We start from the raw sequence: 23793 nt of genomic DNA, 5'->3' as shown, positions 1-23793 counted from the left end.
GGTGAGCGAATTCTTCTCCAACCCCGCCGTGACCTGGACCCTGCTGACCACCGGCGGAATCCTGCTGGTCGTGATCTGGGTCCTGCTGAGCCTGGCCTTCCTGCTGCTGGCCGACCGCAAGATCTGGGCCGGCGTGCAGATGCGCAAGGGCCCCAACGTGGTGGGTCCGTTCGGCCTGCTGCAGTCCTTCGCCGACTTCTTCAAGTTCGTGCTGAAGGAGATCATCATCCCGGCCGGCGCCGACAAGGTGATCTTCCTGCTGGCCCCGCTGCTCAGCCTGGTCCTGGCCTTCGTCGGCTGGGCCGTGGTGCCGTTCGCGCCGGGCTGGGTGGTCTCCAACCTCAATGTCGGCATCCTGTACCTGCTGGCGATGAGCTCGCTGGGCGTCTACGGCATCATCATGGGCGGCTGGGCTTCGAACTCGAAGTACCCGTTCCTGGGCGCCCTGCGCTCGGCGGCGCAGATGGTTTCGTACGAAGTGTCGATCGGCCTGATCATCATCACGGTGATCCTGCTGGCCGGCACCATGAACCTCAGCTCGATCGTCGAGCAGCAAGCGGGCTGGATCTGGAACTGGAACGTGTTCGGCGGCCACGGCCTGAAGAACATCATCCTGCTGCCGGTGATGGTCATCGCCATGGGCATGTTCTTCATCTCGGCCCTGGCCGAGACCAACCGCCCGCCGTTCGACCTGCCCGAAGCCGAATCCGAACTCGTGGCCGGCTATCAGGTTGAATACAGCTCGACCCCGTACCTGCTGTTCATGGTCGCCGAATATTCGAACATCGTCCTGATGTGCGCGATGATCAGCGTGCTGTTCTTCGGCGGCTGGAACCCTGGTTTCCCGATCGGCTTCACGGCCGGCTGGCCGCCGTTCCTGGTCAACTTCCTGCTGGCCCTGGTGTTCTACTTCAAGATCGTCGTGGCGTTCTTCATGATCGCCATGGCCAAGGCCATCGTGCCCCGCTACCGCTACGACCAACTGATGCGCCTGGGCTGGAAGGTGTTCCTGCCGATGTCGCTGGTGCTGGTGATGCTGGTGTCGGCCTGGCGCGTGTTCGGGATCCAGGGGTGATCGGCAAGACGACATACCTGGCGGTCGCCGCCCTCGGCCTGATCCTGGCCGGTTGCGCGACCGACGGCGCCGCGCCGGCCAAGACGTCCTATTCGCTGGGGCGCGGCACGGCCAGCTACGACCAGCTGCGCCGGGACAGCGAGCAATGCACCGCCGACGGCGGCAAGATCGAAGCCAAGCAGGATGGGGGCGACCCCACCCAGCTTTCGAACTACACCTGCGTCATTCCGAAGGGCGGAAAATGACGCACAAGGCGCGCTGGACCGGAATGATCGCGATGATCGCTCTGTCCGGCTGCGCCGCCTGGGAGCATCCGCGCGGCGTTCGGCCGCCGGAGGAGACCAGGTCGATGGACGAACAGGTCGAAGCGCGCCGTCAGGCGGACGCCAAGGCCAGGGAATGCGTCATCCGGCAGGCTACCCGCCGGGGACAGATCGAAGCGGGGAGGGACGCAAAACCCTTCCCCAAAGAGAAGTGTTAGGAGAGCTCTGGTGTTCCAGCGCATCACACAGGCGATCAAGGGCGTGGCCCTGCTCGACTTCGCGGGCGCCTTCGGCCTGGGCATGAAGTACATGCTCGCGCCGAAGAAGACCGTGATCTATCCGAACGAGCGCGGCCCGCAGTCGCCCCGTTTCCGCGGCGAGCACGCCCTGCGTCGCTATCCGTCGGGTGAAGAGCGCTGCATCGCCTGCAAGCTGTGCGAAGCCATCTGCCCGGCCCAGGCCATCACCATCGAGGCCGAGCCGCGCGACGACGGCAGCCGCCGCACGACCCGCTACGACATCGACATGGTCAAGTGCATCTACTGCGGCCTGTGCCAGGAGGCCTGCCCGGTGGACGCCATCGTCGAGGGGCCGAACATCGAGTTCGCCGTCGAGACGCGCGAGGAACTTTACTACGACAAGGAAAAGTTGCTCGACAACGGCGACCGTTGGGAACGGCTGATCGCGAAGAATCTGGAGTTGGACGCGCCCTACCGCTAAAGGACGGGGCGCGATTCCGAGGTAGACGGCGAGCCATCCGGCCCGTCGTTGTTTTATGGTTTTAAGGGGAGCACCTGCCTTGCAGGCGATAGCTTTCTATTTGCTCGCGGTAGCGACCGTGGCGGCGGGTCTTCTCGTCGTCTCGGCCAAGAACCCCGTGCACTCGGTGCTCTTCCTGATCACCGCCTTCTTCTCGGCCGCCGGCCTCTTCGTCCTGATGGGCGCGGAGTTCCTGGCGATGCTGCTGATCGTCGTCTACGTGGGCGCGGTCGCGGTGCTGTTCCTGTTCGTCGTGATGATGCTCGACGTGGACTTCGCCGAGCTGCGCCAGGGCTTCGCCCAGTACCTGCCGGTCGGCGGGCTGGTCGGCGGGGTTCTGACGATCGAGATGATCATGGTCGCCGCCTCGGTGGTCAGCGGCGGCGCGGCCGGCAAGAACGCCGAGCCCCTGGCCTCGCCGGTCGGCGTGCCGAACACCGAGGCGATCGGCCGGGTGCTCTACACCGACTACGTCTTCTTCTTCCAACTGGCGGGTCTGGTGCTGCTGGTGGCCATGATCGGCGCCATCGTCCTGACCCTGCGCCACAAGCCGGGCGTCAAGCGCCAGAACATCGGCAAGCAGAACGCCCGTACGCCAAAGACCGGAATGGAACTCGTGCAGATCAAGCCGGGCGAGGGGATCAGCGAATGATCGGCCTGTCGCACTATCTCGTCGTCGCCGCGATCCTGTTCACGATCGGCGTCTTCGGCATCTTCGTGAACCGCAAGAACATCATCGTCATCCTGATGTCGATCGAGCTGATCCTGCTGGCGGTGAACATCAACCTGGTGGCCTTCTCGGTCTATCTGCATGACGTGGTGGGGCAGGTCTTCGCCATGTTCGTGCTGACCGTGGCCGCGGCCGAAGCGGCCGTCGGCCTGGCCATCCTGGTGACGTTCTTCCGCAACCGCGGTGACATCGCCGTCGACGACGCCAGCGTGATGAAGGGCTGATCGCAGTGCAGACTCTCGTCACCATCCTCGTTCTCGCGCCGCTGGTCGCCGCGATCATCGCCGGCCTGTTCGGCCGCCGCATCGGCGACGTCGCCTCGCAGGCGGTCACCACGGGCGCGCTCATTCTCAGCTGCGCCCTGGGCTGGTACACGTTCAGCCAGTGGACCTGGGGGCACATGGAGGCCTTCACGGTCAACCTGCTGCCCTTCATCCACGTGGGGAACTTCGTCTCCAACTGGTCGGTCCGCATCGACGCCCTGTCGTGCGTGATGCTGATCGTGGTGACGACGGTCTCGGCCCTCGTGCACGTCTACTCCTGGGGCTACATGGCCGAGGACGACAGCAAGCCGCGGTTCTTCGCGTACCTGTCGCTGTTCACCTTCGCCATGCTGGCCCTGGTCACCGCCGCCGACTTCATGCAGCTGTTCTTCGGCTGGGAAGGGGTGGGCCTGGCCTCGTACCTGCTGATCGGCTTCTGGTACAAGAAGCCGACCGCCAGCGCCGCGGCCATCAAGGCCTTCGTCGTCAACCGCGTGGGCGACTTCGGTTTCGCCCTGGGCATCATGACCACCTACTGGGCGTTCGGGTCGATCCAGTTCGCCGAGATCTTCCCGCAGATCGCCTCGGGCGTGGCGCGCACCTGGGTGTTCGCCGGCCACACCTTCCCGCTGGTCGACATCGCCTGCTTCCTGCTGTTCATCGGCGCGATGGGCAAGTCGGCGCAGTTCTTCCTGCACACTTGGCTGCCGGACGCCATGGAAGGCCCGACCCCGGTCTCGGCCCTGATCCACGCGGCGACCATGGTCACCGCCGGCGTCTACATGCTGTGCCTGCTGTCGCCGATGTTCGAATACGCGCCCGTCGCCAAGAACATCGTCACGGTGATCGGCGCGATCACGGCCCTGTTCGCGGCCACGGTCGGCCTGACCCAGAACGACATCAAGCGGGTCATCGCCTATTCGACCTGTTCGCAGCTGGGCTACATGTTCTTCGCGGCCGGCGTCGGCGCCTACCAGGCGGCGATGTTCCACCTGTTCACCCACGCCTTCTTCAAGGCGCTGCTGTTCCTGGGCGCCGGTTCGGTGATCCACGGCATGCACCACGAGCAGGACATGCGGAAGTACGGCGCGCTCTGGAAGCTGCTGCCCTGGACGTTCGGCGCCATGACCATCGGCACGATCGCCATCACGGGCCTCGGCTTCCCGCCGCTGCACCTGGGCTTCGCCGGCTTCTACTCGAAGGACACCATCATCGAGGCGGCCTTCGCCGCGGGCGGCGAGAACGGCATCGCCCTGTTCGCCTGGGTGATCGGCGTGCTGGTGGCCGGCCTGACCTCGTTCTACTCCTGGCGCGTGGCGTTCTTCACCTTCAACGGCCACGCCCGCTGGGGTCACGACGATCACCATGTTCATGACGCGCACGCCGCCCATGGCCATGATGATCACGCCCATGCCGAGACTCACGACGAGCCGCTGCCGGACGCGCATGACGACCATGGCCATGGCCATGACCACAAGCCGCACGAAAGCCCGTGGGTGATGCTGGTTCCACTGATCGTGCTGTCGATCGGCGCGGTCTTCGCCGGCTTCCTGTTCACCGACTACTTCGTCGGTCACGACCAGCAGGAGTTCTGGCGCGGCGCGATCTACAACGCCCCGACCAACCACGTGCTGCACGAGGCCCACGAAGTGGCCGAGTGGGTGAAGTACAGCCCGCTGATCGCCTCGATCGTCGGCCTGGCCATCGCCTTCTACGTCTACATCCTGCGCGAAGGCCTGGGCGCCAAGCTCGCGGCCCGCAACGGCCCGCTGTACGTGTTCTTCTACAACAAGTGGTTCTTCGACGAGCTGTACCAAGCCACCTTCGTGCGCGCGGCCAAGTTCCTCGGCGACCTGTTCTGGAAGGGCGGCGACCAGAAGCTGATCGACGGTTTCGGGCCCGACGGCGTCAGCGCCGTCAGCTACGACGTCGGCCGTCGGACCGGCAAGCTGCAGTCCGGCTACCTCTATCACTACGCGTTCGTCATGCTGCTCGGTGTCGCCGGTCTGCTGGCCTTCGCCCTGTTCCGCTTCCACTAGGGAAGATCGATGACCGGCCTTCTCAGCCTCACCACCTTCGCTCCGCTGATCGGCGTGGTCCTGTTGCTGGGCGCGCGCGCCCTGCACGGCGACAACGCCAAGACGGACAACCTGGCCAAGTGGATCGCCCTGGCGACCACCCTGGTCACCTTCGCCCTGTCGGTCGTGCTGGTCGCCCAGTTCGACGCCAAGAACCCGGGCTTCCAGTTCGTGGAGGACCTCAACTGGTTCGCGGGCCTGCATTACCGCATGGGCGTCGACGGGATCTCGATCCTATTCGTGCTGCTGACCACCTTCCTGCTGCCGATCTGCATCATCGCCGGCTGGAAATCGGTCGATAAGCGCGTCGTCGAGTACCTGATCTGCTTCCTGGTGCTCGAAACCCTGGTGATCGGCGTGTTCTGCGCCCTGGACCTGATCCTGTTCTACCTCTTCTTCGAGGGCGGCCTGGTTCCGATGTTCCTGATCATCGGCATCTGGGGCGGCAAGCGCCGGGTCTACGCGGCCTACAAGTTCTTCCTCTACACGCTGCTCGGCTCGGTGCTGATGCTGGCGGCCATCCTGTCGATGATCGCCGTCGCCCACACCTCGTCGATCCCGGTGTTGATGAGCTTCAAGTTCGCCCCGTGGCTGCAGACCTGGCTGTGGCTGGCCTTCTTCGCCAGCTTCGCGGTCAAGATGCCGATGTGGCCGGTCCATACCTGGCTGCCCGACGCCCACGTCGAGGCCCCGACGGCCGGTTCGGTGATCCTGGCGGGCATTCTGCTGAAGCTGGGGGGCTACGGCTTCATGCGCTTCAGCCTGCCGATGTTTCCCAACGCCTCGGAACTGTTCCAGCCGCTGGTGTTCGCGATGTCGGCCATCGCCATCGTCTACACCTCGCTGGTCGCCTTCCGTCAGACCGACATCAAGAAGCTGATCGCCTACTCGTCGGTGGCCCACATGGGCTTCGTGACCATGGGCATCTTCTCGGGCAATGTTCAGGGCGAGCAGGGCGCGCTGTTCCAGATGCTGAGCCACGGCCTGATCTCGGGCGCGCTCTTCCTCTGCGTCGGCGTGGTCTATGACCGCATGCACACCCGCGAGATCGCCTTCTACGGCGGCCTGACCAACCGCATGCCCTGGTACGCGGCGACGTTCATGCTGTTCACCATGGGCAATGTCGGCCTGCCGGGCACTTCGGGCTTCGTCGGCGAGATCCTGACCATGGTCGGCGTCTACAAGGCCTCGACCTGGACGGCGCTGGTGGCCACCAGCGGCGTGATCCTCTCGGCGGTCTACGCGCTGAACCTGTACCGTCGCGTGATGTTCGGCGAGATCGTCAATCCCGAGCTCAAGACCATCACCGACCTCGACAAGCGCGAGATCCTGATCTTCGCTCCGCTGATCATCGGCACCCTGGTGCTCGGTGTTTATCCCAATCTCATCTTCAACCTGACCGCGTCGTCCGTCGACGGGCTCGTCGGCGCCTGGCGCGCCGCCGTGGGCGGGTGAGGGACCCCATGACGTTCGCCGCCAACTTCTCCCTCGTTCTTCCCGAAGTGATCCTCGGGGCCTCGGCCCTGTTGTTGCTGGTCTGGGGCGCGTTCCACGGCAAGGTCACCCCGCTGTTCACCGGCGCGGCCGTCCTGGCCCTGCTGGGCGCGGCCGTGGCCGCCGTGGTCGGGCCGCATGGACACGCCTTCAACGGCGTCTATTCCGCCGACGCGGCCGCCACCTACGCCAAGGTCGCGATCTACGGCTTCAGCGCCGTGGCCGTCGTGCTGGGCGACCGCTGGCTGGCCGTCCGCGGCGACCAGAAGTTCGAGTTCGCCGTGCTGGTGATCCTGTCGGCGCTGGGCATGGGCGTCACCGCCTCGGCCGGCGACCTGATCAGCCTCTATATCGGCGTCGAGCTGCAGTCGCTGGCGCTGTACGTCCTGGCCGCCTTCCGCCGCGACGACGCCAAGTCGTCGGAAGCGGGCCTGAAGTACTTCGTGCTGGGCGCCCTGTCGTCGGGCCTGCTGCTGTACGGCGCTTCGCTCATTTACGGTTTTGCGGGTTCCACCCGCTTCGCCGACATCGCCGCCGTCGGGGCCACCATGGCCCATGGCGCGCACGGCACGGGCCTGCTGTTCGGCCTGGTGTTCCTGCTCTGCGGCCTGGCGTTCAAGGTCTCGGCCGCGCCGTTCCACATGTGGACGCCGGACGTCTACGAAGGCGCCCCGACCCCGGTCGTCGGCTTCTTCGCCGCCGCGCCCAAGCTGGCCGCCATGATGATGTTCGCCCGCGTGCTGGGCGACGCCTTCCCGGATTCGGTGGCCCAGTGGCGTCAGATCCTGGTCATCACGGCGCTGGCCTCGGTGTTCGTCGGCGCCTTCGCGGGCCTGGCCCAGAGCAACCTCAAGCGCCTGTGGGCCTACAGCTCCATCGCCAATGTCGGCTACGCCCTGCTGGGCGTGGCGACCGGCGGCGAGACCGGCCTGCATTCGATGCTGCTGTTCATGACCCTGTACATGGTCGACGTCACCGGCTTCTTCGCCTGCCTCCAGGCCCTGTCGCGCGACGGCAAGCCCATGGAGACGATCGAGGACATGGCCGGGCTGGTGAAGCACCGTCCGGGCATCGCCGTGGCCATGACCGCGTTCTCGCTGTCGGCCCTGGGCATGCCGCCGTTCTCGGGCTTCTGGGCCAAGTTCTACGTCTTCGGCGCGGCCATGGGTTCGGGCGACGTGCTGCTGCAATGGGCGGCGGTGCTGGGGCTGGTCGGCAGCGTGGTGGCGGCGTTCTACTATCTGCGCCTGATCAAGGCGATGTGGTTCGACGCGCCGGCCGGCGCGGTGGACAAGCCGCAGCCGATCGCCCGCGCGGTCGGTTTCGTCGCCGCCGCCTTCTCGTTCCCGATCGTGCTGGTCGCGCTGATCTGGCTCGACCCCGCCGCCAGGGCCGCCGCGGCGGCCTTTGGCCACGCGTGACGTGACGGGCGCTCTTCCGCCCGCGCCCGTCGTCATTCTGGACGAGATCGACTCGACCAACGCCGAGGCCCGTCGCCGCGCGGAAGCGGGGGAGGCGGGCCCGGTCTGGATCGTTGGCCTGCGCCAGACGGCCGGCCGCGGCCGGCGCGGCCGCGCCTGGGAGACGGGCGAAGGCAATCTGGCCGCCACCCTGCTGTTCCGCACCGACAAGCCGCCGGCCGAGGCCGCCCAGGTGTCGTTCGTCGCCGCCCTGGCGGTCGCCGACCTGCTGGCGGCCTATGCGCCCGCCGGCCTGGTCAGCCTCAAATGGCCCAATGACCCGCTGCTGGGCGGGCTGAAGGTCAGCGGCGTCCTGGTGGAGTCCGGGGCCCGGCCGACCGGCGGCCTGTGGATCGCCGTCGGGGTGGGCGTGAACCTGGCCCGCAAGCCGATCGACAGCGAACGCCCCGCCACGGCCCTGACCACCTACAGGGACGCCCCGCCGCCGTCGCCGATCGAGGCGATCGAGGTCCTGGCCGCCGCCTTCGCGCGCTGGCAGGACGTCTGGCTGCGCCTGGGCTTCCCCGCCATCGCCGACGCCTGGACCGCCCGCGCCCACGGCCTGGGCGAGCCCTGCGTGGCCCGCCTGGGGACCGAAACCCTGGAGGGGATCGCCGAAGGGCTGGACGGCGACGGCGCGCTGCGTCTTCGTCTGGCGAACGGCCAATTGCGGCGGATCACCGCCGGCGACGTCTTTTTCGGAGGGGCCTCCTGATGCTGCTGGCCATCGAACAGGGCAACACCAACACCATGTTCGCCATCCATGATGGCAATGAGTGGATCGCGCAGTGGCGCGCCGCCACCGAGAGCACGCGCACGGCCGACGAATACGTGGTCTGGCTGTCGCAGCTGCTGTCGATGCAGGGCCTGGGCTTCCGGGCCATCGACGCCTGCATCATCTCCAGCGTCGTGCCGCAGTCGATCTTCAACCTGCGCAATCTCAGCCGCCGCTATTTCAACGTCGAACCGCTGGTGATCGGCGAGAACGCCAAGCTGGGCGTCGACGTGCGCATCGACAAGCCGTCCGAGGCCGGGGCCGACCGCCTGGTCAACGCCGTGGGCGCGCACATGATCTATCCGGGCCCGCTGATCGTCATCGACAGCGGAACCGCCACCACCTTCGACATCGTCGCGGCCGACGGCGCGTTCGAGGGCGGCATCATCGCCCCCGGCATCAATCTTTCCATGCAGGCCCTGCACGAGGCCGCCGCCAAGCTGCCGCGCATCGCCATCCAGCGCCCGTCGAGCGGCCGCATCGTCGGCACGGACACCGTCAGCGCCATGCAATCGGGCGTGTTCTGGGGCTATATATCGCTGATCGAGGGCCTGGTGGCCCGCATCAAGGCCGAACGGGCCGAACCCATGACCGTGGTCGCCACCGGCGGCGTCGCCTCGCTGTTCGAGGGCGCCACCGACAGCATCGACCACTTCGATTCAGATCTGACCATTCGTGGTCTCCTCGAAATTCATCGTCGCAACACCCATCTAGAGACCTAATGACCAAATATACCGACAAGCCTTCCCCCAAGGACGAACTCGTCTTCCTGCCGCTAGGCGGGTCGAACGAGATCGGCATGAACTTCAATCTGTACGGCTATGGCCCGGCCGACGACCGCAAGTGGATCGTCGTCGACCTGGGCGTGACCTTCGGCGACCAGACGACGCCCGGCGTCGAAATCATCCTGCCCGACCCCGAATTCATCGAGGCCTACAAGGACGACATCATCGGGATCGTCCTGACCCACGCCCACGAAGACCACCTGGGCGCCGTGCACTGGCTGTGGCCGCGCCTGAAGGCGCCCGTCTACGCCACGCCGTTCACCGCCTTCCTGCTGCGCGAGAAGCTGCGCGACGCCCGCCTGCTGGACGAGGTGCCGATCACCGAGATCCCGCTGAGCGGCAGCTTCGACCTGGGTCCGTTCCATCTGGAAATGATCACCCTGACCCACTCGATCCCCGAGCCGAACGGCCTGGCGATCAAGACCCCGCTGGGCACGATCCTGCACACCGGCGACTGGAAGATCGATCCGGACCCGCAGTTGGGCGGCCCCACCGACATCGCGGCCATCCAGCGTCTCGGCGACGAGGGCGTGCTGGCCATGGTCTGCGACAGCACCAACGTCTTCGTCGACGGCGTGGCCGGCTCGGAAGCCGACGTCCGCGTGGCGATGAACCGGCTGATCAAGGGCCTGACCGGCAAGATCGCCGTGGCCTGCTTCGCCTCGAACGTGGCCCGGATGGACACCGTGATCCGCGCCGCCCAGGCGGCCGGCCGCAAGGTCTGCCTGGCCGGCCGCTCGATGCACCGGATGAGCGCGGCGGCCCGCCACGTCGGCCTGCTGGAGGGGCTGGAGCCCTTCATCACCGACGACCAGGCCAAGTACCTGCCCGAGAACGAGGTGTTGTTCCTGTGCACCGGCAGCCAGGGCGAGGCCCGCGCGGCCCTGGCCCGGATCGCCGAAGGCACCCACCCGCACGTCAAGCTCTCGCAGGGCGACCACGTGATCTTCAGTTCGCGGGTGATCCCGGGCAACGAGATCCCGATCCGCAATCTGCAGAACAAGCTGGCCGACCGCGGCGTGCGCCTGCACACCGAACGCGACACCCCCGGCATCCACGTCAGCGGCCACCCGTGCCGCGACGAGCTCAAGCAGATGTACCAGTGGGCCCGGCCGCATATCGCAGTGCCGACCCACGGCGAGCGCCGCCACCTGATCGAGCACGCCGCCTTCGCCAAGGACCTGCAGGTGCCGCACGCGGTCAGCCCGCGCAACGGCGACATGGTGCTGCTGGCCCCCGGCCATCCGCAGATCATCGACGAGGTCCCGTCGGGCCGCCTCTATGTCGACGGCGGGGTGGTGACGCCCGAGAACGGCGAGGCCCTGCGCGAGCGGCGTCACGCGGCGTTCAACGGCATGCTGGCCGTGTCGGTCGTGCTGGACGGCCGCAACCGCATCGTCTCGGGCCCGCAGGTCCGCGGCCTGGGCCTGGCCGGCGACGCCGAATATCCGCTGGACGACGCGCTGGACGACCTGGCCGAGGAGGCCGAGACCGCCTTCAAGCGCCTGAGCGGCGAGCAGTGCGAGATCGACGAGGCCATCGAGAGCGCCCTGTCCAAGGCCGTGAAGAAGGCCGCCTTCCGCATCTGGGAACGCAAGCCCGTGGTCGAGACCACGGTCCTGCGGGTCTAGCCGCGCGATGACCGACGAGCGGACGCCCGTCGCCGAGACCCCCCAACGCGAAGCGTTGTGGGGCAGGGGGCCGTCCATGCTCTGGTTCGAGGCCTGGCCGGTCCTGGTGATCACCGGCGTGCTCTGGCTGATTTGCGCCCTCCAGGCGGTCGGCGAGAGCCTCGGCTACGGCGACGCGATCTTCTTCTACGGCGCGCTGTGGAAGCCGGGCGTGTTCCAGGGCCTGTGGTGGACGCCGCTGACCCACATGTTCCTGCACGCCAGTTGGGGGCAGACCCTGGGTTGGCTGCACATCACGATGAACAGCGGCGCCCTGATCGCCCTGGGGCCGGCGATCGCCCAGCGTCTGGGCCGCGACTGGATCGGCGGACTGCTGTTCCTGTTCTTCTTCGTCGTCTGCGGACTGGCCGGAGCCGGGGCGTTCATCCTGCTGGCGCCGGAGCAAAGCGGGGCGGTCGGCGCGTCGGGCGCGATCTTCGGCCTGTGGGGCGCCGTCGCCCGACTGGCCGCGCCCGGACAGGCCAGGCTGGCGCCGCTGTTCTCGCGCGGCGTCGCCCAGCAGGTCGGCTCGGCGCTGTTCTCCAACCTGCTGGTGGTCGGCATGGGCGCGGCCTACGGCGCCGCGTCCGGTTCGGGCGTGATGGGCATCGCCTGGCAGGCCCACCTGGGCGGGTTCCTCGCCGGGATCCTGCTGATCCAGGTCATGCCGGTCCGCTTCCACTGGCTGCGCGAGCCCGCGCCGGCGCGCTGACTGGTCGCTCTTTTCGCAGTGCGGCATCGGTGCTAGGCCAACCGCAATCACAAGAATACGCGGGAACGGACCATGATCGGCAAGCTCAACCACGTCGGCGTCGCCACGCCCTCCATCGACGAGTCGGTGAAGATGTACCGCGACCTGCTGGGCGCGACCTCGCACACCGAAAAGTGGGCCATGCCCGAGCAGGGCGTGTGGGTCTGCTTCGTCAACCTGCCCAACAGCCAGATCGAGCTGATCGAGCCCTATGGCGAGGCCTCGCCGATCCACGGCTTCCTGGCCAAGAACCCCAAGGGCGGCCAGCATCACATCTGCTTCGAGGTGGAAAACATCTACGAGGCTCGCGACAGCCTGGTCGCCAAGGGCGCCACCGTGCTGGGCGAGCCGCGCATCGGCGCCCACGGCACCTTGATCATCTTCGTTCACCCCAAGGACATGGGCGGCATGCTGGTCGAGCTCATGGAAACGCCGAAAGAGGCTCACTGATGGGTCCCGTCACCTGCATCGCCGTCTATCTGACCATCTGGTGGACCACGCTGTTCGCCGTGCTGCCGCTGGGCAACCGCACCTTCAAGGAGCTGGGGATCGAGCCGCCGCCGGGCGCCGACCCCGGCGCGCCGGTCAATCCGAACCTGAAGCGCAAGTTCTTCACGACGACCTGGGTGTCGGCGCTGGTGATGGCGGCGCTGCTGCTGGTCATCCGCTTCCACCTGATCACCCTGCCGGCCCTGCCCGCCAGCTATTGATCACAGGAATGGCGCCCAAGCCTTGGGCGCGCGACGTCATATTTGCCGGCATTCGCCCAATCCGTGGGCGAACTTCGCCAACTGGCCAGACCAGACGCAATCGGGCGCCTCGAACAACCGTTCGGAGCCTAATCTCGGAGTCACGAGGCCGGCTTTTCCGACCTTGCTCTGTGGCGTCTTCCCCGACGATGACTTGAAAGGCCGCGCGAGGACCGCGCGGCCTTCTTTTCGCCGGCGATGGACCCTTTTTCACGGTCACGCTTTCTTACGCCGACCGGTGACCGGTTGATCCAACACCTCGGAACGTCATCTTTTCGCCGCGCGCGTTGCCAAGCTGACGCCCAAGCGGCTATCTCAACGCCTCGAATTCCCCGGAGACGTCTCGTCCATGCGCCTGTCGCGCTATTTCCTGCCCGTTCTGAAAGAAGCTCCCTCCGACGCCCAGATCGTCTCGCACCAGCTGATGCTGCGCGCGGGCATGATCCGCCAGGAGGCGGCGGGCATCTACGCCTGGCTGCCGCTGGGCCTGAAGGTGCTCAAGAAGGTCGAGCAGATCGTCCGTGAAGAAATGGATCGGGCCGGCGCGATCGAACTGCTGATGCCGACGATCCAGTTGGCCGACCTGTGGCGCGAGAGCGGCCGCTACGAGGCCTATGGCGACGAGATGCTGCGCATCACCGACCGCAACAAGCGCGATCTGCTCTACGGCCCCACCGCCGAGGAAGTCGTCACCGACATCTTCCGGGCCCATGTGCGGAGCTACAAGGAGCTGCCGAAGAACCTCTACAACATCCAGTGGAAGTTCCGCGACGAGACGCGTCCGCGCTTCGGCGTGATGCGCGGCCGCGAGTTCCTGATGAAGGACGCCTACAGCTTCGACCTCGACGCCGAGGGCGCGCGCAAGGCCTATAACCGCATGTTCGTGGCCTATCTGAACCTGTTCTCGCGCATGGGCCTGAAGGCCGTGCCGATGCGCGCCGACACCGGCCCGATCGGCGGCGACCTCAGCCACGAGTTCATCGTCCTGGCCGACACCGGCGAAAGCGCCGTCTTCTGCCACAAGGACCTGGTCGAGATGGCCGCGCCCGGTCCGGACGTCGACTGGTTCGGCGACCTGCAGCCGCTGGTGAACCAGCGCACCGCGCTCTACGCCGCCACCGAGGAAATGCACGACGCGGCGGCCTTCGACGCCATCCCCGAGGGCGACCGCCTGTCGGCGCGCGGCATCGAGGTGGGCCACATCTTCTCGTTCGGGACCAAATATTCCGAGCCGATGAAGGCCCTGGTCACCGGGCCGGACGGCAAGGACGTGCCGGTGCAGATGGGCAGCTACGGCGTCGGCGTCTCACGCCTGCTGGGCGCGATCATCGAGGCCAGCCACGACGAGGGCGGCATCATCTGGCCCGAGTCCGTCGCCCCGTTCGGCGTCGGGATCATCAACATGCGCCAGGGCGACGCCGCCTGCGACGAAGCCTGCGAGACCGCCTACCAGGCGCTCAAGGCCGCCGGCCGCGACCCGCTCTATGACGACACCGACACCCGAGGCGGCACCAAGTTCGCCACCATGGACCTGATCGGCGTGCCCTGGCAGCTGATCGTCGGCCCCAAGGGCGTCGCCGAGGGCGTGGTCGAGATCAAGAACCGCAAGACCGGCGAGCGCCACAGCGCCCCGCTGGCCGACGTGATCGCCCAACTCACCGGCCCCCAATCGGGCAAGGCCGCCTGATGGCCCTCGGCGCCGGTCCGTTCGGAACCTGGGAGCGCACCGTCGCCTGGCGGTACCTGCGCAACAAGCGCAAGAACGGCGGCGTGGCGCTGATCGCCATCATCTCGTTCGCGGCGGTGATGCTGGCGGTCTTCGCCCTGATCACCGTGATGAGCGTGATGAACGGCTTCCGCGCCGAGCTGCTGGGCCGGCTGCTGGGTTTCAACGGCCACGTCTACGCTCAGGGTCCGCTGCTGAACGGACCGGACCGCGACGGCGTCATCAACCGCATCAAGGCCGTGCGCGGCGTGACCCAGGCCGCGCCGATGGTCGAGGCCCAGGCCATGGTCATCGGTCCCAGCCAGGTGTCCGGCGCCATCGTGCGCGGGGTCACCCCGGCCGATCTGCGCGGCATGAAGATGATCTCGTCCAACATCAAGCGCGGCTCGCTGGCCGGGTTCGGCGAGGGTGAGTACGGCGGCGACATCGTGCTGATCGGCGACCGCATGGCCCGCAATCTGGGCCTGTCGGCCGGCGACGCCATCACCCTGATCTCGCCCTCCGGCCCGGCCACGGCGTTCGGGACCTCGACGCGCGAAAAGGACTACACGGTCGGCGGCATCTTCAGCGTCGGCATGAGCCAGTTCGACGAGAGCTTCGTCTACATGGCGCTGCCCCAGGCCCAGCTGTTCTTCGGCCGCGACACCTCGATCGACTATGTCGAGATCAAGATCGCCGACCCCGACCGGGCCAAGGAGATCAAGCCGATCATCGAACAGGCCAGCGGCCCGGGCGCCTTCGTCCAGGACTGGATGGACAAGAACTCCAGCTACTTCAACGCCCTGCAGGTCGAACGCAAGGTGATGCGGCTGATCCTGTTCTTCATCGTCGCCATCGCCACCCTGAACATCATCTCGGCCCTGGTCATGCTGGTGAAGAACAAGGGCCGCGACATCGCCATCCTGCGGACCATGGGGGCCAGCCAGGCCTCGATCCTGCGGATCTTCATCATGGCCGGCGCCTCGATCGGCCTGTCGGGCACCCTGGCGGGCCTGCTGCTCGGCACCCTGTTCTGCGCCAACATCAGCACCATCCAGAATTTCGTGGAGTGGGTGACCGGCACGGCGGTGTTCAGCGCCGACATCTATTTCCTGGCCCACATCCCGGCCAAGATCGATTGGGCCGAGGTGGCCAGCATCGTCGGCATCTCGACGGCCATGAGCATCCTGGCCACCCTGCCGCCCGCCATCCGCGCCTCGCGGCTCGATCCGGTCGAGGCCCTTCGCTATGAGTGATCCCACCCAGCCCGTGGCCAGCCCCGTCCTGGCCCTGCGCGGCGTTGAGCGCACCTACGTCACCGAGGCCGGGGCGCTGAACGTGCTGCGCGGCGTCGACCTGGACGTCTATCCCGGCGAGGTGGTCGGGCTGATCGGTCCGTCCGGTTCGGGCAAGTCGTCGCTGCTGCACGCGGCGGGCCTGTTGGAAAAACCCAACGCCGGCCTGATCGCCCTGGACGGCCGCGACTGCTCCAAGCTGTCGGAACGCCAGCGCACCAAGGTGCGGCTCTCGACCGTCGGCTTCGTCTACCAGTTCCATCACCTGCTGCCCGAGTTCAGCGCCGTCGAGAACGTGGCCATGCCGGCCATGATCGCCGGCAGAAGCCGGGGCGAGGCGCGCGCCGCCGCCACCGAGATGCTGAACCAGTTGGGCCTGGCCGAACGGCTCAATCACCAGCCGGGCCAGCTGTCCGGCGGCGAGCAGCAGCGCGTGGCCATCGCCCGGGCCCTGGCCAACCACCCCAAGCTGCTGCTGGCCGACGAGCCGACCGGCAATCTGGATCCGGCCAATTCGGCGGCGGTGTTCGAGGCGCTGTACGAGCAGGCCCGCCAGCGCGGCGTCGCGGCGCTGATCGCCACCCACAACATGGAGCTGGCTCGCTACATGGACCGGGTGTTCGCCTTGAAGGACGGCCACCTGGTTCCTCAGAGCTTCTAGGCCCTAGAACAGATACCGCAGCGCGGTCTGCACGACCGTCTGGGTCTGCCGCGGCGTCTCGCCCAGGCGGACCCGTTCGGGCCGGTCGCTGTCGATCCGCAGGCCCTCGAACACCAGGTGCATGTCCGGCCGCAGGTCCCAGCGATAGGCGACCAGCGCGGCCCAGCCGTGCTCGGCGTTGTTGTCGACCGCCTTGTTGGTGCGGTCGGTGGTCGAGAACTGGTCGAACCGGCCGGTCAGCGAGCCGGGCCCCAGGTCGCGCGTCACCGAGACATAGGTCGCCTGGAAGCCGACATCGGTCCAAATTCCGTTGGCGTTGGACTTGCCCATCAGGGTCTCGCCCTGCATCGCCTGGGCGCGCAGGTGAGTGGCGTCGTCGATGTCCCAGCGGGCGCCCAGGTTGAAGAACCGGGTCTCCCAGGACCATTCGTGATTGTCGACGGCCGTGCGGTTGCCGTCGTTGTCATAGGCGAACAGGTCCAGAATCAGGTTCGCGCGGGGCCGCCACTCGAGGCGCGCGTAGACGCCGGCGCGGCCGTCCAGCTCGCGCAGCGAGGTCGTGAACGGCGCCTGGCGCTTGATCATGAACGGGCTGAGGCGCGGCAGCGGGAAGTCGCCGGTGGCGCTGGACTTCAGGTCGTGCAGCGCCCAGCCGCGAAAGGTCAGCAACGTGCCCGCGGTGTCGCCATGGGTGAAGACGCCGACCGTCGCGCTCAGTTTCTGGCCGGCGAGCGCGCCGCGCGCCGTGGCCTCCAGTCCGACGACCTTGGTCTCCTCCGCCACCCAGCTGTTGATCGCCGAGGGGGTGATGGTGTCGGGCACGGACCATTCCAGGCCGTCGTGCTCCAGCGAGATCGGCGGGTACATCAGGCCGGCGCGGGCGCTCAGCCGCACGCCGCCGGTCAGGTCGCCGCGATAGGTCAGATAGGCCTCGCCGGCGTCGACCACGCGGTCCTGGGCCTGTTGGCTCTGGGCGATGATCACCGCGCCGAGCCGGGAGGAGAAGCGCGGGGCCCAGACGATGGAGGCTTCGCCGAGCGCGGCCTTGCCGCCGTCCCCGAACCGCCCCTTGCCCAGGCCGCCGTCGATCCAGGCCGTCTCGCCGTCGGCGGCGCCCAGGCGCAGGTCGATCAGACCGGAAACGGTCTGGCGGGAGAACAGGTCGACCTCGGCGTGGGCCTGAGCCGCGACCGACAGGCCCGCGACCGCGGCCATGAGCGCGACGGCTTTGTGCAATGATTTCTCCCCCGACGACGGGAGAGGCTAGTCCAGCGCGTGCTGAGATTGAGTTAAGTCCGGGCCTTCAGAGGAGCGCGCGGCGCAATGCCGCATGGAACCCCGCCTGGTCGATCTTCTTGATCACCCGCGCGTTCGGCGGTCGGCGTCTCAGGGCCGGGTCGGCCACCTCGATGTCCGGCAGGATGGGGTGCGAGACGCTCAGATAGCCGCGCGTCAGCTCGCCCATCGTCTCGACGTCGACCACGGCCATCGCCGACTCCAGGATCAGGCTTTCGTCCAGGGCCGCGGCGCAGGTCAGGGCGTCGGGGTGCAGGCTGCCGTCCAGGGCTTGCGTCTGCTGGGCGAAGGCCAAGGAGGCTCGGTTGACCTGGGTGAAGAACGCCGCGCGCGGCGTGCCGATCGCGTCCAGAGCCGCCAACTGCTCCAGGGACAGAAGCCCGTCCCGCAGGGTCTCCGTCCAGGTGACGATGCTCATCGGGAAGCCGGCGTTGACGACGATCTTGGCGGCTTCCGGATCGACATAGAGGTTGTACTCGGCCGCCGGGGTGACGTTGCCGACTCCGTTGTCGGTCCCGCCCATGATCCACAGATGCTTGACGGCCTGGGCGATGCGCGGCTCGCGCTGATAGGCCAGGGCGATGTTGGTCAGCGCCGCCTGGGCGATCAGGGTGATCTCGCCGGGCGCCGCCATCACCCGACGCACGATCTCGTCGGCGGCGTGGCCGGGGGAGGGGCGCTGGGCGGCCTTGGGAAAGCCGCTGTCGCTCATGCCGTCGGCCCCGAACACGTAGGCCGCGTCCAGCGGCGCGCGGGTCAGCGGCCGCTGGGCGCCCAGATAGACCGGAACCTCGCCGCCGCGCTCACAGGCCTCCAGGGTGGCCAGGGCGTTCTCGGCGTGCTGCTCGAAACCGACATTGCCGTGGGCGATGGTGATGGCCTCGACGCTCACGCCGGGGCGGCGCAGGGCGAGCATCAGGGAGAACACGTCGTCTCCAGCGGTGTCGGTGTCGATGATCAGGCGCATGGGGCGATCTGCGCCGATCCGCCCGCCAAATCCACCGGAAATCGCCGCCTTGGCCGGGTCCGGCGGGACCGCGACAAAAAAGCTCGCAATCGAACACGGGTCTCTTGCGGAGGAGAACAAAAGTGGAATATAGAACAAACGAGCAACGATCGCAGGAGGGTTCCCATGGTCCGTATCGCGCGTGAGTCTTTGGCGCTTGTATCTGTCGCCAGCTTCGTCTGGATGATGTGTCAGGTCGCCCAGTTGGTGGCCTGAGTCGTGTAGCCATGAGGTGCGGTGATGTCGGGCAATGAAGGGCAGGGGTTCGTCCACCTTCGCGTGCGCTCGGCCTATTCGCTGCTCGAAGGCGCCATCAAGGCCGACAAGATCCCGGGCCTGGCCGTGGCGGCGGGCATGCCGGCCGCGGGGCTGGTCGATCGCAACAACCTGTTCGGGGCCCTGGAATATTCCGTCTATTCCAAGGACTACGGGGTCCAGCCGATCATCGGCTGCGCCCTGGCGGTGTCGGGCGTAGGGGCAGGGCCGACCGAACGCTGGGCCCGCACGCCGACCATCACCCTGCTGGTCCAGAACGAGCGGGGCTATCTGAACCTCTCGGAACTGTCGTCGCTGGCCTATCTGGAAAGCGGCGAGATGGCCGAGCCGGTCGTGCCCTGGGCCAAGGTGGTCGAGCACGCCGAGGGGCTGATCCTGCTGTCGGGCGGCACCGACGGCCCGGTCGACGCCCTGCTGGCCGCCGGCAAGACCGCCGAAGGCGAGGCGGCCCTGGCCGAGATGCAGCGGGTGTTCGGCGACCGGTTCTATGTCGAGCTGCAACGCCATGGCCTGCCGCGCCAGGCCGCCGCCGAGCCGGGCCTGGTCCACTGGGCCTATGAGAACGACGCGCCGCTGGTCGCCACCAACGACGTCTACTACGCCAAGCCGGCGATGTACGACGCCCACGACGCCCTGCTGTGCATCTCCGACGGCGCCTTCGTGGGCCAGGACGAGCGCCGGCGGGTGACGCCCGAGCACTGGTTCAAGCCGGCCGAGGACATGCGCAAGCTGTTCGCCGACCTGCCGGAGGCCTGCGACAACACCCTCGACATCGCCCGCCGCTGCGCCTTCATGGTGCACAAGCGCGACCCGATCCTGCCCAGCTTTCCCACCGGCGACGGCCGCAGCGAGCCCGAGGAGCTGACCCACCAGGCCAAGGAAGGCCTGAAGGTGCGTCTGGCGGCCCTGGATAAGCTGGCGGTCGACGAGCAGGTCTATTGGGACCGCCTCGACTTCGAGCTGTCGATCATCATCAAGATGGGCTTCCCCGGCTACTTCCTGATCGTGTCGGACTTCATCAAGTGGGCCAAGGAGCACGGCATCCCCGTGGGCCCCGGGCGGGGGTCGGGCGCCGGATCGCTGGTCGCCTGGGTGCTGACCATCACCGACCTGGACCCGCTGCGCTTCGGCCTGCTGTTCGAGCGCTTCCTCAATCCGGAGCGGGTCTCGATGCCCGACTTCGACATCGACTTCTGCCAGGAGCGCCGCGAAGAGGTGATCTCCTACGTGCAGGAGAAGTACGGCCGCGACCGCGTGGCCCAGATCATCACCTTCGGCTCCCTGCAGGCCCGCGCCGTGCTGCGCGACGTCGGCCGGGTGATGCAGCTGCCGCTGGGCCTGGTCGACCGGCTCTGTAAAATGGTGCCCAACAACCCGGCCGCGCCGGTGACCCTGGCCCAGGCCATCGACATCGAGCCACGCCTCAAGCAGGCCCGCGACGAGGACGGCAACGTCAAGGCCTGCCTGGACGTTGCCCTGCAGCTGGAAGGCCTGTTCCGCAACGCCTCGACCCACGCCGCCGGCGTGGTGATCGGCGACCGGCCCCTGACCCAGCTGACCCCGCTCTACAAGGATCCGCGCTCGGACCTGCCGGCCACCCAGTTCAACATGAAATGGGTCGAGAGCGCCGGTCTGGTGAAGTTCGACTTCTTGGGTCTGAAGACCCTGACCGTGCTGGACCGGGCGGTGAAGCATCTGAAGAAGCGCGGCGAGATCATCGACCTCAGCCGTCTGCCGTTCGACGACGCCAAGACCTACGAACTGCTCGCCTCCGGCCAGACGGTCGGCGTGTTCCAGCTGGAAAGCCAGGGCATGCGCGACACCCTGCGCAAGATGCGCTGCGGCTCGATCGAGGAGATCACCGCGCTGATCTCGCTGTACCGCCCGGGGCCGATGGACAACATCGACACCTTCGTGGACTGCAAGTTCGGACGAAAGCCCGTCGACAACCTGCACCCCTCGCTGGAGGTGGTGCTGAAGGAGACCTACGGCGTCATCGTCTACCAGGAACAGGTGATGCAGATCGCCCAGATCCTGGCCGGCTACAGCCTGGGCGAAGCCGACCTTCTGCGCCGCGCCATGGGCAAGAAGAAGAAGGAGGAAATGGATCTCCAGAAGATCCGTTTCGTCGCCGGGGCCAAGGACAAGAACGTCCCCGAGGAGCAGTCCGGCTCGATCTTCGAACTGGTGGCCAAGTTCGCCGGCTACGGCTTCAACAAGTCGCACGCCGCCGCCTACGCCCTGATCGCCTACCAGACGGCCTGGCTGAAGGCCAATACGCCGGTCGAGTTCCTGGCCGCGTCGATGAGCCTGGACCTGTCGAACACCGACAAGCTGGCGGTCTTCCACCAGGACGCCCGGCGCTTCGACATCGTCGTGCGGCCGCCGGACGTCAATCGCTCGGGCGCCGACTTCGAGGTCGAGAACGGCGAGGTGCTCTATGCGCTCGGCGCGGTGCGCAACGTCGGGCTGGAGGCCATGAAGCACCTGGTCGCCATCCGCGAGGAGGGTGGGCCGTTCCGCGACATCTTCGACTTCGTCGAGCGCGTCGATCCCAAGCTGGTCAACAAGCGGGCGATCGAGAACCTGGCCCGGGCCGGGGCCTTTGACTCCCTGTCCAAGAACCGCGCCCAGATCTTCGCCTCGGCCGACGTGCTGATCGCCCACGGCCAGAGCATCGCGGCCGATCGCCAGGGCGGCCAGCACGCCCTGTTCGGCGGCGACCCGGCCGCCGGCCGCCCGCGCCTGAAGAAGACCGAGCCCTGGAGCCAGGTCGACCTGCTGGACGAGGAGCTGGCCGCCGTCGGCTTCTACCTGACCGGCCACCCGCTGGACGACATGGTCGGGGTGCTGCGCCGCCGGCGCACCCACATGCTGACCGAGGTGATCCCGCGCGCCGAGGCCGGCATGGAGGCCTTCCGGATGTGCGGCGTGGTCCGCCGCCGCCAGGAGCGCGCCTCGCAGAGCGGCGAGCGCTTCGCCTTCGTCTCGCTGTCGGACCCCAGCGGCGAGTACGAGGTGCTGTTCCCGCCCGAGGCGCTGCGCAAGTGCCGCGAGGTGCTGGAGCCGGGCAAGGCGGTGTCGATCAAGGTCCGCGCCAAGGCCCGCGACGGCGAAGTGCGGTTCTTCGGCGACGACGCCGAGCCGATCGAGAAGGCCATCGAGAACATGGTGGCCGGCCTGCGCCTGCACCTGTCGCCCTCGGCCACCGAGATCGCGGCCCTGAAGAAGCGGCTGGAGCCGGCCGCCTCGCCGCGCGGCGGCGAGATCAGCCTGATCGCCGCCCTGGGCGGCGGCCGCGAGATCGAGATGAAGCTGCCTGGCCGCTACACCCTCGACGCCGCCCTGCGCGGCGCCCTGAAGACCGCGCCGGGGGTGGCGCTGCTGGAAGACGTCTAGGGCGCGCCGGGCGTGCGCCGCGTCCGCCCCGGAGGCATGGCGACGGTCGTCCTCGGCGAGGCGACCCGGCGCGGACCGCGCGCCGTCGGTGCGTGGGGTCATTCCGGCTTCAGCACCACGATGTTGAAACCCTCGTCCTGTGCCGGGGGCGTGAAATAGGCGGTGATGGCGTCGAACTCGGCGTCGCTGGCCGCGAAGTCGTGTTGGCCCGCCGCGTTGCGCGCCCGCAGCCTGGCCCGGCAGACGTCGTCGGGAACATCGAGGACATGGAGCACGTGCCGCGCGCCCGACCGTTCGATGATCCCGCGCATCCAGGCCCGGCTGGCCGGGGTGTTGGCGGGAAAATCCAGAACCACCGACAGGCCCGCGCGCAGCAGGGCCTCGACGTGGGGGGCGATCGCCTCGCGCAGCAGGGCGGCGTGGCGGACATAGTCGGCGACGCTGTTGATCTGGCCCGGATAGAGACGCGCCAGCCAGTGATCCTCGCTGAGCGCGACGGTGCGCGGCGCGGCGGCGAGGCGCGCCGTCAGGGTGGACTTCCCGGCGGCGATCTTGCCGCAAAGCATGTGAAGCGTGGCGTCCCGCGGGGACATGATGTGACCTTCCGGACGTCTGGCGGACGTCGTTGGCGTGGAATTCGAGGGGGGATCGCGATCGGGTTTGGACCCGGCCTGACGGGTCAGGCCGGGCGCTTAATTCGCCGGGAAGGGCGCGCCACGATGGAGATCGCGAAGGTCATGGCGACGTGTCTAGCACCGAGATCGCGGGGCTCCAATCGCCGGGCCGAAGACGCCGCTACGGGGCTTGTCGGATTCGGCGCGGGGCGGACGTCTTGAACTTGAAGGGCGACGCGCCGTCGGGCGCGTTGAAACGAGAAAGGGAACAAACGCCATGGCCAGACACGAAGGCGGCTGTCAGTGCGGCGCGGTGCGTTACACGGTCGAGGTCGAGCTGGACAAGCTGATCACCTGCAACTGCTCGCGATGCGGCAAGCTGGGCTCGGTGCTGGCCTTCGCGCCGGCGTCGGCCTTCGAGCTCAAGCGGGGCCAGGACGCCCTGACCGAATACCGCTTCAACACCCACAAGATCGCGCACCTGTTCTGCCAGATCTGCGGCATCGAATCCTTCGGCCGCGGCGTCGGGCCGGACGGGGCGGAGATGGCGGCGATCAATGTCCGCTGCCTGGACGGCCTCGACGTCTTCGCGCTGGAGCCGCACCAGTTCGACGGCAAGTCGCTCTAGGGCCGATCGACCTTCAAACCTGTTCCCCAAGTCCGCCGTCCCGCCACGAGCACGTCTGTCG

At 67.6% G+C, this 23793-nt stretch carries 24 protein-coding genes; 21 read left to right on the top strand and 3 right to left on the bottom strand.

Translation table 11 applies throughout. From position 1 onward, the window contains the following. Position 1: 1 nt before the first annotated feature. The 18 genes from nuoH to ASD38_RS18095 all read left to right on the top strand — a co-directional run bounded on the left by nuoH (position 2) and on the right by ASD38_RS18095 (position 16513). The gene (gene nuoH / locus ASD38_RS18180; protein WP_056462177.1) at positions 2–1075 is read left to right on the top strand and encodes an NADH-quinone oxidoreductase subunit NuoH; all 1074 of its coding nucleotides are present in this window, start codon (positions 2–4) and stop codon (positions 1073–1075) included. Then, entirely contained in the window at positions 1072–1320 is a 249-nt protein-coding gene (locus ASD38_RS18175) for a hypothetical protein (protein ID WP_156390767.1), read from the top strand. The genes nuoH and ASD38_RS18175 overlap by 4 nt, the downstream gene beginning before the upstream one ends. Then, positions 1317–1556 carry a hypothetical protein gene (locus ASD38_RS18170; RefSeq protein WP_235523880.1) on the top strand — a complete coding sequence of 80 codons (240 nt, stop codon included), beginning with the start codon at positions 1317–1319 and terminating at the stop codon, positions 1554–1556. The genes ASD38_RS18175 and ASD38_RS18170 overlap by 4 nt, the downstream gene beginning before the upstream one ends. 10 nt (positions 1557–1566) lie before the next feature. Continuing rightward, on the top strand, positions 1567–2058 hold the full coding sequence (nuoI, locus tag ASD38_RS18165) for an NADH-quinone oxidoreductase subunit NuoI (RefSeq protein ID WP_035074824.1): 492 nt from the start codon (positions 1567–1569) through the stop codon (positions 2056–2058). Between the two features lie 55 nt (positions 2059–2113). Beyond that, a complete protein-coding gene (locus ASD38_RS18160; RefSeq protein ID WP_056446648.1) occupies positions 2114–2749 on the top strand; it encodes an NADH-quinone oxidoreductase subunit J in 636 nt (211 codons plus the stop codon). Beyond that, the gene (gene nuoK / locus ASD38_RS18155) at positions 2746–3051 is read left to right on the top strand and encodes an NADH-quinone oxidoreductase subunit NuoK (protein ID WP_056446651.1); all 306 of its coding nucleotides are present in this window, start codon (positions 2746–2748) and stop codon (positions 3049–3051) included. The genes ASD38_RS18160 and nuoK overlap by 4 nt, the downstream gene beginning before the upstream one ends. 5 nt (positions 3052–3056) lie before the next feature. Then, entirely contained in the window at positions 3057–5129 is a 2073-nt protein-coding gene (gene nuoL / locus ASD38_RS18150) for an NADH-quinone oxidoreductase subunit L (RefSeq protein ID WP_056462174.1), read from the top strand. A 9-nt stretch (positions 5130–5138) separates the two neighbouring features. Further along, positions 5139–6623, top strand: coding sequence for an NADH-quinone oxidoreductase subunit M (locus ASD38_RS18145; protein WP_056446658.1), 1485 nt, complete (start codon positions 5139–5141; stop codon positions 6621–6623). Between the two features lie 8 nt (positions 6624–6631). Beyond that, positions 6632–8083, top strand: coding sequence for an NADH-quinone oxidoreductase subunit NuoN (nuoN, locus tag ASD38_RS18140; protein ID WP_056462171.1), 1452 nt, complete (start codon positions 6632–6634; stop codon positions 8081–8083). A 1-nt stretch (position 8084) separates the two neighbouring features. Continuing rightward, positions 8085–8837, top strand: a complete 753-nt coding sequence (locus ASD38_RS18135; protein ID WP_056446833.1) for a biotin--[acetyl-CoA-carboxylase] ligase — start codon at positions 8085–8087, stop codon at positions 8835–8837. Beyond that, positions 8834–9619: a type III pantothenate kinase gene (locus ASD38_RS18130; protein WP_056446836.1), complete on the top strand. Its 786-nt coding sequence runs from the start codon at positions 8834–8836 to the stop codon at positions 9617–9619. The genes ASD38_RS18135 and ASD38_RS18130 overlap by 4 nt, the downstream gene beginning before the upstream one ends. Beyond that, complete coding sequence (locus tag ASD38_RS18125) at positions 9619–11313, top strand: ribonuclease J (protein ID WP_056446662.1); 1695 nt, start codon at positions 9619–9621, stop codon at positions 11311–11313. The genes ASD38_RS18130 and ASD38_RS18125 overlap by 1 nt, the downstream gene beginning before the upstream one ends. A gap of 76 nt (positions 11314–11389) precedes the next feature. Next, the gene (locus ASD38_RS18120; RefSeq protein WP_235523879.1) at positions 11390–12064 is read left to right on the top strand and encodes a rhomboid family intramembrane serine protease; all 675 of its coding nucleotides are present in this window, start codon (positions 11390–11392) and stop codon (positions 12062–12064) included. Between the two features lie 72 nt (positions 12065–12136). Further along, entirely contained in the window at positions 12137–12553 is a 417-nt protein-coding gene (mce, locus tag ASD38_RS18115) for a methylmalonyl-CoA epimerase (protein ID WP_029913333.1), read from the top strand. Continuing rightward, entirely contained in the window at positions 12553–12813 is a 261-nt protein-coding gene (locus tag ASD38_RS18110) for a DUF1467 family protein (protein ID WP_056446667.1), read from the top strand. The genes mce and ASD38_RS18110 overlap by 1 nt, the downstream gene beginning before the upstream one ends. 388 nt (positions 12814–13201) lie before the next feature. Further along, positions 13202–14539, top strand: coding sequence for a proline--tRNA ligase (gene proS, locus ASD38_RS18105; RefSeq protein WP_056462159.1), 1338 nt, complete (start codon positions 13202–13204; stop codon positions 14537–14539). After that, positions 14539–15813, top strand: coding sequence for a lipoprotein-releasing ABC transporter permease subunit (locus ASD38_RS18100; RefSeq protein ID WP_056446673.1), 1275 nt, complete (start codon positions 14539–14541; stop codon positions 15811–15813). The genes proS and ASD38_RS18100 overlap by 1 nt, the downstream gene beginning before the upstream one ends. Before the next feature lie 13 nt (positions 15814–15826). Next, positions 15827–16513: an ABC transporter ATP-binding protein gene (locus ASD38_RS18095; protein ID WP_056446839.1), complete on the top strand. Its 687-nt coding sequence runs from the start codon at positions 15827–15829 to the stop codon at positions 16511–16513. A 3-nt stretch (positions 16514–16516) separates the two neighbouring features. On the opposite strand, the gene ASD38_RS18090 is transcribed toward ASD38_RS18095, so the two are convergent. Beyond that, complete coding sequence (locus ASD38_RS18090) at positions 16517–17749, bottom strand: hypothetical protein (RefSeq protein WP_156390766.1); 1233 nt, start codon at positions 17747–17749, stop codon at positions 16517–16519. A 67-nt stretch (positions 17750–17816) separates the two neighbouring features. Further along, the gene (locus ASD38_RS18085; protein ID WP_056446679.1) at positions 17817–18776 is read right to left on the bottom strand and encodes a nucleoside hydrolase; all 960 of its coding nucleotides are present in this window, start codon (positions 18774–18776) and stop codon (positions 17817–17819) included. A 165-nt stretch (positions 18777–18941) separates the two neighbouring features. Here ASD38_RS18085 and sidA point away from each other — a divergent pair, with 165 nt between their 5' ends. Continuing rightward, positions 18942–19031, top strand: coding sequence for a cell division inhibitor SidA (gene sidA, locus ASD38_RS24945; RefSeq protein ID WP_035018457.1), 90 nt, complete (start codon positions 18942–18944; stop codon positions 19029–19031). A 24-nt stretch (positions 19032–19055) separates the two neighbouring features. Next, positions 19056–22490, top strand: coding sequence for a DNA polymerase III subunit alpha (dnaE, locus tag ASD38_RS18075; RefSeq protein WP_056446682.1), 3435 nt, complete (start codon positions 19056–19058; stop codon positions 22488–22490). Positions 22491–22588: 98 nt separating this feature from the next. On the opposite strand, the gene ASD38_RS18070 is transcribed toward dnaE, so the two are convergent. Next, positions 22589–23083, bottom strand: coding sequence for an AAA family ATPase (locus tag ASD38_RS18070; RefSeq protein WP_056446685.1), 495 nt, complete (start codon positions 23081–23083; stop codon positions 22589–22591). A gap of 298 nt (positions 23084–23381) precedes the next feature. Between ASD38_RS18070 and ASD38_RS18065 the strand changes: the two genes are divergently transcribed. Beyond that, positions 23382–23732, top strand: a complete 351-nt coding sequence (locus ASD38_RS18065; RefSeq protein WP_056462154.1) for a GFA family protein — start codon at positions 23382–23384, stop codon at positions 23730–23732. Positions 23733–23793: the final 61 nt, after the last annotated feature.

This window comes from Caulobacter sp. Root487D2Y, assembly GCF_001427165.1.
In the GTDB taxonomy this organism is placed as follows: domain Bacteria; phylum Pseudomonadota; class Alphaproteobacteria; order Caulobacterales; family Caulobacteraceae; genus Caulobacter.
The sequence above is the reverse complement of the archived record's forward strand: the minus strand, read 5'-3'. Positions and strand labels throughout refer to the sequence as shown.

Coding starts and splice junctions, on each gene's coding strand:
- proS (WP_056462159.1), top strand. CDS start 13,202: ATGCGCCTGTCGCGCTATTTCCTGCCCGTTCTGAAAGAAGCTCCCTCC.
- ASD38_RS18160 (WP_056446648.1), top strand. CDS start 2,114: ATGGTTTTAAGGGGAGCACCTGCCTTGCAGGCGATAGCTTTCTATTTG.
- ASD38_RS18170 (WP_235523880.1), top strand. CDS start 1,317: ATGACGCACAAGGCGCGCTGGACCGGAATGATCGCGATGATCGCTCTG.
- nuoN (WP_056462171.1), top strand. CDS start 6,632: ATGACGTTCGCCGCCAACTTCTCCCTCGTTCTTCCCGAAGTGATCCTC.
- dnaE (WP_056446682.1), top strand. CDS start 19,056: ATGTCGGGCAATGAAGGGCAGGGGTTCGTCCACCTTCGCGTGCGCTCG.
- ASD38_RS18125 (WP_056446662.1), top strand. CDS start 9,619: ATGACCAAATATACCGACAAGCCTTCCCCCAAGGACGAACTCGTCTTC.
- ASD38_RS18070 (WP_056446685.1), bottom strand. CDS start 23,083: ATGTCCCCGCGGGACGCCACGCTTCACATGCTTTGCGGCAAGATCGCC.
- sidA (WP_035018457.1), top strand. CDS start 18,942: ATGGTCCGTATCGCGCGTGAGTCTTTGGCGCTTGTATCTGTCGCCAGC.
- ASD38_RS18065 (WP_056462154.1), top strand. CDS start 23,382: ATGGCCAGACACGAAGGCGGCTGTCAGTGCGGCGCGGTGCGTTACACG.
- ASD38_RS18145 (WP_056446658.1), top strand. CDS start 5,139: ATGACCGGCCTTCTCAGCCTCACCACCTTCGCTCCGCTGATCGGCGTG.
- nuoK (WP_056446651.1), top strand. CDS start 2,746: ATGATCGGCCTGTCGCACTATCTCGTCGTCGCCGCGATCCTGTTCACG.
- ASD38_RS18110 (WP_056446667.1), top strand. CDS start 12,553: ATGGGTCCCGTCACCTGCATCGCCGTCTATCTGACCATCTGGTGGACC.
- mce (WP_029913333.1), top strand. CDS start 12,137: ATGATCGGCAAGCTCAACCACGTCGGCGTCGCCACGCCCTCCATCGAC.
- ASD38_RS18085 (WP_056446679.1), bottom strand. CDS start 18,776: ATGCGCCTGATCATCGACACCGACACCGCTGGAGACGACGTGTTCTCC.
- ASD38_RS18100 (WP_056446673.1), top strand. CDS start 14,539: ATGGCCCTCGGCGCCGGTCCGTTCGGAACCTGGGAGCGCACCGTCGCC.
- ASD38_RS18120 (WP_235523879.1), top strand. CDS start 11,390: ATGCTCTGGTTCGAGGCCTGGCCGGTCCTGGTGATCACCGGCGTGCTC.